Source organism: Methanomicrobium sp. (genome assembly GCF_055145805.1).
Genome location: NZ_JBSREC010000046.1, coordinates 1 through 6,352, shown reverse-complemented (window position 1 = coordinate 6,352; position 6,352 = coordinate 1). Strand labels below are relative to the sequence as shown.

The following is a 6,352-nucleotide window of genomic DNA, read 5'->3' as shown; positions in this document are numbered from 1 at the left end:
TAATTTGTCCTCAAATTCATTACAGTCTAAGGGAAATTTCATCTCATCAAATACTGCAATCGCTTTATTCCAGTCTCCCATTTTATTCACCCTCACACACAAGCATATCAAACCAGTTTTTTATTTTATTCCATTCTTCAAGTCCTGCGGGAGTAATTACATATAATTCGAGATTTTCCTTTGATTCAAATCTGACCTTTTCCATCCGCAGGTAACCCATCTCTAAAAGTGCATTTAAATTTGAATATGTTGAGCCGTCACTTCCGATATTAAGGCCGTTTTTAATCTGCCTTGCTGTTGCTCCGTCTTCGCCGAGTTCTGATAAAGCCCACAGAATTTTAATCCGGCTAAGTGAAAATAACTTAGAGTTCAAATTTCCGGATTCATTAACAATTTCCAAAAATTTTTCTATCATTTTTCCCACACACTACTTCAGCAAATATTAGTTTGTTAGTTATAATTATGACTTGAAGTTTAAATTAATTACTGGAGACAATGTTTGATATTATTATTGAGGCATCTTTAATAAGATGTAAAGTTCAAAAAAAAATTTTCTTTTGTTTCTTCCCTTATAAATCAAAAGTCACAAAACTTAAAAAAAATCTCTTTTTATAACGACAGAAAAATGTACTGCATCAATTTATGAAAAACCCTTATCAAGCGTCATCTGGCTCTCTACATTAAGGCCGGTTACATATACTGAACTTCCTTCACGCTGATATTTATCAATAACTCTGGCAATTGCCTCAACGGCTGACTGATCCCATATATGCGAATTCTGAAAATCAATCCTGGTCATTTACCTGCCGTTTCAGTTCCCTGCTAACTACATCAATCTCTGAAAAGAACGGGTCTTCTGCTCCTCGTTTTTCAATTCCAAGTTCTGTTGCAATTATATGAATATCCGGCTCAATACCGGCTTTTTGTATTTTTTTGCACGAACAGCAGTCAGAACAGCCATCCAGAACAACTAAAAAGGCATTGTCCTTTAGCATCTCTGATTTTTTATCATCAATTGCAGATGCGGATAAATGCCTCTCAAAAATACCCGGGTTTCTTAAGATAAATGAGTTTGCCGCCTGAAGAGTAAGTTTTCCCGTGCTTGAAATACCAGAGCAGGTTATAAGAATTTTCCCGGTCATAAAATAACTCCTGAGAGTTTCCAAATTCTTAAATTTTTCATATCTTTTCTCATCAATCATCCCGGCCAAACTTTGCATCAATAAACTCTGTAATCTCATCTCTGATATTTCTGAAATGAGACAAAATATCTTCCTCACTGCCTTTAGCAGATGACGGGTCAATAAATCCTGCATGAATTTTTTCCTTCGCCCAGGGAAACATCGGGCATGCTCCCTTTGCACTGTCACAGACAGTTACAAGAATATCCATCTCAACTCCAAAGAATTCATCAATCTTTTTAGATCTGTGGCCTGAGATATCAACTCCAATCTCACCCATAACTTTGATGGCATAAGGATTAACAGACGTAACCTCGGTTCCGGCAGAAAACGCCTCATATTTATCTCCATACCGGGCATTCAGATAGCCCTCTCCCATCTGTGATCTTGCACTGTTATGAGTGCATATAAACAGAACCTTCTTTTTAGTCATTTAATAGATCTCCGTCATACTTCCCTCAGAGGGAATAATCAAATTTTCAAATTTATTATCGAAATACTTAAATTTTCTTTCAGATCATCATAATATCATACTTTTAATCCAGATTACAATATAGTAAATTCCACCGGCAATGAAGACATAAGCCGCAGCAGTCCTGATATACGAATCAGCTTTATTCACTCTGCCCATAAACCTGGCAGCGCCTGTAATTCCTCCTCCAATAAGAAGAGAGACAAGAATTACCGGGAATGCCGTTGCAAGAGCAAATGATGCCGGAATTATCAGAGGATCGGAGTTACTGACCGCAATTGGAATAAGCATTCCAAAGAAAAGTGCCGCACTAAAAGGGCAGAATGCAAGAGCAAATACAAACCCCAGCCCGAAACTGCCTAAAAGGCCCTGATTAAAAAGCCACATTTTAAGCCTGCCGGAATAATCACTCCTCAAAAAATTAAAAGAATCAAATGATATCTCCTTTAGGATAATAATTCCTATAATCAGCAAAAACGGCCCGAGAAGCATCTCACCGTAATTCCTGAGAAATGCAGAGACAGGTGCAACACCAAGGCCGAGCCACAAAACAGCCGCTGCAACAAGAATGTATCCAAAAGCCCTCCCGCCTGCGTACAGAATTCCGGCTGACAAAGTCCTCACATAATTTTCTCCCTTTCCGGAAATATATGCAATTGCGGCAATATTTGTTGCAAGCGGACATGGACTAAAAGCTGTCATCAGTCCTATGAAAAACGCTGCAACTACGGGGATGCTGCTCATTCCCATGGATTCAAGAAAGCCTGTCAAATACTGCCACCCAAAAGAGGATCAAGAATGGTCTTCATATAATCTGCAAAAGAATTTGGAGAATTTATCCGGTACAGTGCACCTGCAAGGTTTTCCTTATAAAATTCACCGTTTTTGCCGTAAACACCGATTATCAGAGACGAACCTGCCGCTTCGTATTTATTGACAACCTGAGAGTTATTTTCATCATCAATATTTATGTGGTCAAATACAAGTTTGCCTGAATCGAGAGAATCCTGATAAAAGGTATGGACGGTCTCATTTGCAAGCTCTCCAAGTAATACACAGGAGTAGCACTGGTTATTCGTATGGAAATGGTAGAGTTCTACCTTTTGAGCACCATATTTATCTTCAAATTGTGAGATTTTATCTTCATTCCCGTCTGATGATGCACCTATACATCCTGCTGACAAAATAATTCCTGTCAGGAATACAGATAAAATCAGCAATAATAATTTTTCATTCATAATTCACGTCCTTTCGATTCACAAAAATTTAAATTTCAGTCAGTTAAGCCTCATTTTCAATGGCACTTTTCTCAAACAGATTCTGTGTCCCAAGACATATTTTAACAAGCATCAGCATAACCGGCACTTCAATTAATACACCGACAACCGTTGCAAGCGCAGCTCCGGATGAAAGCCCAAAGAGAATCGCAGCGGTTGCAATGGCAACCTCAAAATGATTCGATGCCCCAATCATCCCAACAGGTGCTGCATCACGGTAAGGCAGTCTGAAGCGTCGTGCCAGGACAAAGTAGCCAAGAGTGAATATCAGCATTGTCTGAATGAAGAGCGGAACTGCAATCCAGAGTATTGTTAGCGGATTTTGAACTATTACATCACCCTTGAAACTGAAGAGTAAAACAAGTGTTCCAAGAAGTGCGATAATGCTCACCGGAGTTAAAATATGCAGGAATTTCTCCTCAAACCAGGCCATGCCCTTCTTTGAGATTATCCATCTCCTTGTCAGATAGCCAAGGACAAGAGGAAGCCCGACATATACTGCAACCGAGAGCAAAATAGTCTGCCACGGAATCGGCATTGAATTAACCCCGAGCAGAAATCCTCCAAGTGGTGCATACAAAATGAGCATTGTAAGCGAGTTTATTGCAACCATAATCAGAGTTAAGCCGTCGTTTCCGCGTGCAAGGTAACTCCACATGAGAACCATTGCAGTGCATGGAGCGATTCCAAGAAGGATACACCCTGATACATAACTTCTCCAGAGTTCAACCTCAGTCCCGTTTGCCAGAATTTCTGTTCCGGGAATAAAGTCGACAAAGACATATCCAAGGAAGAAGTATGCAATCAGAAACATTGTAAACGGCTTAATCGCCCAGTTTATAATAAGCGTCAGCAGAACGGGCTTTGGCGTCTGTGCCGCTCTTAAAACCTCTCCAAAGTCTATCTTTACCATTATTGGATACATCATGAAAAAAAGAGCGATTGCAATTGGAATTGAGACCTCATAGACAGAATAACTATCCAGTGTCACCGCGGCCTGCGGGAAAAATCTTCCAAGAAGAATACCGCCCGCTATACACAGAGCGACCCATACGGTAAGATATTTCTCAAATATTCCAAGGTCTCTTTTTTTATTTTGGATTTCCAAATTACGCACCCCTTATTTCAAATTAATTTAAAATAACTATGATGCCTTATAAGATATAATATTTTTCACTTCTCTTCAGCAGAGATTTAAATGAATACTAAAAAAATTTATTGCACGTTGTTTTTACCGGATAAAAGCCACTTTTTCCCTTTTTGTGTCAGGCTGTATGTTATCCAGGTTCCTTTCTGCTCACCGGAAATAAGCCCGGCCTTCTTTAGAATCGACAGGTGGTATGAAAGGCGGGAATCGGAAATTTCAAGAATTGATTTTATTATGCAGACGCAAAGCGGCTCTATCTCAAGCATCAAGAGTATTTTGATTCTTTTTTCATCCGCAAGTGCACGATAGATTATGCAAATATTTTTAATATTATCTTCAGATGGAATACTGTCTGTTATTTGATCAATCTCATTAATTCCATCGCAATCACAAAGTAATTTTCCTGATTGCCCTTTTATTTCCGCATATATTTTTTCGGTTCTGTTTTTCCCTGACATCAGCAATTTCCGGTCTGTTTTATTTAATTATGAAGATACTTCAATTTATACTGATGCCGGATTTACTCATAGAACATACACCTGCCGCCTGTCATCTCTCTTTCGTTTCCCCGGATAATTGATCTGGGAGCATCTGGAAGCGTTCCACAAGAGCACAGTCTTTGCATTCTTTGTATTCAAACTCCAGCGTGGAGTGGAGAATTTTGTAATTTTTTAGCCGGGTCTTGATCTCCTGTTTCATCTGTTCAGTTTTTTCAAAATCCCGCACGGAGGAGTACACATGCGCATCGATTACGTTGATATCGGAACAGAGACTCCAGAGATGGACATGATGTACCCCTTCCACTCCTTTCACTGAAGTCATATCAGCAACAACCATATCGAAATCCACCGATTGTGGCGTGAACTGAAGAAATATTATGAGTGTTTCACGTAGTATTCTGACAGCTGAGATCACAATCAGAACTGCTATGAAGCCGGAGAGAATGGGATCAGCGATTACCTGCCCGGTGAAAGAAATCCACACGGCAGAAGCAATCACCGCAACCGACGAGATTGTATCTCCCATCACATGCAGGAATGCACTCCGGACATTCAGGTTATGGCTCCCGTGGAGGAGAAACATAACTCCCAGGTTCACTGCAAGACCGATGCAGGCCACGATTAACATCAGCCCGCCCTGTACCGGGGTGGGGTTGAGAAGCCGCTGGTATGCTTCCCAGAGTATGAAGGTGCTTACAAGGAGCAAAAGGATGGAGTTGATGAACGCTGCGAGAATTTCCACCCGGTGGTAACCATAAGTTCGCTGCTTTGTGGGAAGCTGGAGAGCAAGGGTCATTGCCCCAAGAGAGAGAAGGAGCGAGAAGAGATCACTGAACATGTGTCCCGCATCACTGATGAGTGCGAGCGACCCGGAGAGCAGCCCTCCGGCAACCTCTACGAGAAAGAAAAAAAATGTGATGAAAAGTGCAATCTTAATCGGTTTCCGGTAGTCCCGAAAATTATCGTTTGTCATCTCGTCTCCTGAATGTGCATATTGGATGTGCTTTCTACCCACCTGCCGCCGGAGGAAAGAGGGCAATCAGATCCCCGTCAGCCAGAAGGGTATCAAGTCCTGCTATAAATTCAATATTCCTGCTATCATATCCGGCTGTCCCGCATTTCATATATGAAAAACCACTTTTGATCATTCAAAAGAGTAAGACATGACCTGCCATGTCAACGAACCACCAGCACATGAGCATCAGCCCTATGAACAACGGCCTCGGCTACTCCGCCAAGAAGAGCTTTTAAAGCGCCGGTTCTTCCTTTTGCTCCCATTACAATGATTGTAGGTTTGAAAGAATCTGCAACACCTAATATCTCATCAATAGCATTTCCGGTTACCAGTTCGGTAACGATTTGAGATATGCCATAATTATTCATTTGCTCCTTTAATTCTGCAAGACGCCTTGTGTCTTTTTCGTTGAACTCATTTATCTGTTCCTGCGTTGCAGGCCAGAGACGCCTTGTGTCCTGAACATGCAGGATCACAAGCTGATCTGGTTTTGCACTGGCCATCCACTCTATAAACGGAATGCACCTTTTTGCCTCTTCAGAGAAATCAGTAAGATAAAGGACGCGGCGGAAGAGATCAGAATTAATAGTGCATGATTTAGGGTCTCCCTTTTTCATAACAGATAACCTGAGGATGAGCAGGGGAACATCTGTATGGTGCAGGACATTTTCTGTCTGGCTTCCAAGCAGCATCCGGGGGATAAGCGTTTTCCCGTGCGAACCCATTACAATGAGTGAGGGAGGATTATTTTCTGCCTTTT

11 protein-coding genes are annotated in these 6,352 nt (G+C 41.2%); all 11 read right to left on the bottom strand.

Translation table 11 applies throughout. The annotated features are described in order from the left end of the window. Positions 1–82: 82 nt before the first annotated feature. On the bottom strand, positions 83–373 hold the full coding sequence (locus ACTB1O_RS03565; RefSeq protein WP_462993766.1) for a transcriptional regulator: 291 nt from the start codon (positions 371–373) through the stop codon (positions 83–85). Between the two features lie 267 nt (positions 374–640). Further along, a complete protein-coding gene (locus ACTB1O_RS03560; protein WP_245543526.1) occupies positions 641–799 on the bottom strand; it encodes an STAS domain-containing protein in 159 nt (52 codons plus the stop codon). After that, a complete protein-coding gene (locus tag ACTB1O_RS03555; RefSeq protein ID WP_462993765.1) occupies positions 786–1,142 on the bottom strand; it encodes a putative zinc-binding protein in 357 nt (118 codons plus the stop codon). The genes ACTB1O_RS03560 and ACTB1O_RS03555 overlap by 14 nt, the downstream gene beginning before the upstream one ends. A gap of 52 nt (positions 1,143–1,194) precedes the next feature. Next, positions 1,195–1,614 carry an arsenate reductase ArsC gene (locus ACTB1O_RS03550; RefSeq protein ID WP_462993764.1) on the bottom strand — a complete coding sequence of 140 codons (420 nt, stop codon included), beginning with the start codon at positions 1,612–1,614 and terminating at the stop codon, positions 1,195–1,197. 87 nt (positions 1,615–1,701) lie between these two features. After that, positions 1,702–2,424, bottom strand: a complete 723-nt coding sequence (locus ACTB1O_RS03545; RefSeq protein WP_462993763.1) for an aromatic aminobenezylarsenical efflux permease ArsG family transporter — start codon at positions 2,422–2,424, stop codon at positions 1,702–1,704. Continuing rightward, positions 2,421–2,891: a nitrophenyl compound nitroreductase subunit ArsF family protein gene (locus ACTB1O_RS03540; RefSeq protein ID WP_462993762.1), complete on the bottom strand. Its 471-nt coding sequence runs from the start codon at positions 2,889–2,891 to the stop codon at positions 2,421–2,423. The genes ACTB1O_RS03545 and ACTB1O_RS03540 overlap by 4 nt, the downstream gene beginning before the upstream one ends. Positions 2,892–2,934: 43 nt before the next feature. Continuing rightward, positions 2,935–4,047 carry an ACR3 family arsenite efflux transporter gene (arsB, locus tag ACTB1O_RS03535; protein ID WP_462993761.1) on the bottom strand — a complete coding sequence of 371 codons (1,113 nt, stop codon included), beginning with the start codon at positions 4,045–4,047 and terminating at the stop codon, positions 2,935–2,937. A gap of 98 nt (positions 4,048–4,145) precedes the next feature. After that, on the bottom strand, positions 4,146–4,535 hold the full coding sequence (locus tag ACTB1O_RS03530; protein ID WP_462993760.1) for an ArsR/SmtB family transcription factor: 390 nt from the start codon (positions 4,533–4,535) through the stop codon (positions 4,146–4,148). Between the two features lie 91 nt (positions 4,536–4,626). After that, entirely contained in the window at positions 4,627–5,592 is a 966-nt protein-coding gene (locus ACTB1O_RS03525; RefSeq protein WP_462993759.1) for a cation diffusion facilitator family transporter, read from the bottom strand. Continuing rightward, entirely contained in the window at positions 5,585–5,701 is a 117-nt protein-coding gene (locus ACTB1O_RS03520; RefSeq protein WP_245543527.1) for a MoaD/ThiS family protein, read from the bottom strand. The genes ACTB1O_RS03525 and ACTB1O_RS03520 overlap by 8 nt, the downstream gene beginning before the upstream one ends. A 52-nt stretch (positions 5,702–5,753) precedes the next feature. Next, on the bottom strand, positions 5,754–6,352 hold a 599-nt coding region (locus ACTB1O_RS03515), incomplete at its 5' end, for a universal stress protein (protein ID WP_462993758.1).